This is a genomic window from Paenibacillus vini (assembly GCF_018403325.1).
Taxonomy (GTDB): domain Bacteria; phylum Bacillota; class Bacilli; order Paenibacillales; family Paenibacillaceae; genus Fontibacillus; species Fontibacillus vini.
Genome location: NZ_BOSL01000076.1, coordinates 1 through 255, shown reverse-complemented (window position 1 = coordinate 255; position 255 = coordinate 1). Strand labels below are relative to the sequence as shown.

Genomic DNA, 255 nt, shown 5'->3' with positions numbered 1-255 from the left:
GACCCGGGAACGTATTCACCGCGGCATGCTGATCCGCGATTACTAGCAATTCCGACTTCATGCAGGCGAGTTGCAGCCTGCAATCCGAACTGAGACCGACTTTGATAGGATTCGCTCCATCTCGCGATTTCGCTTCCCGTTGTATCGGCCATTGTAGTACGTGTGTAGCCCAGGTCATAAGGGGCATGATGATTTGACGTCATCCCCACCTTCCTCCGGTTTGTCACCGGCAGTCACTCTAGAGTGCCCAACCGA

At 54.5% G+C, this 255-nt stretch carries 1 rRNA gene; it reads right to left on the bottom strand.

The window, feature by feature from the left end:
* Window positions 1-255: ribosomal RNA gene (locus tag KJS57_RS26230) — 16S ribosomal RNA — on the bottom strand; the annotation flags it as partial.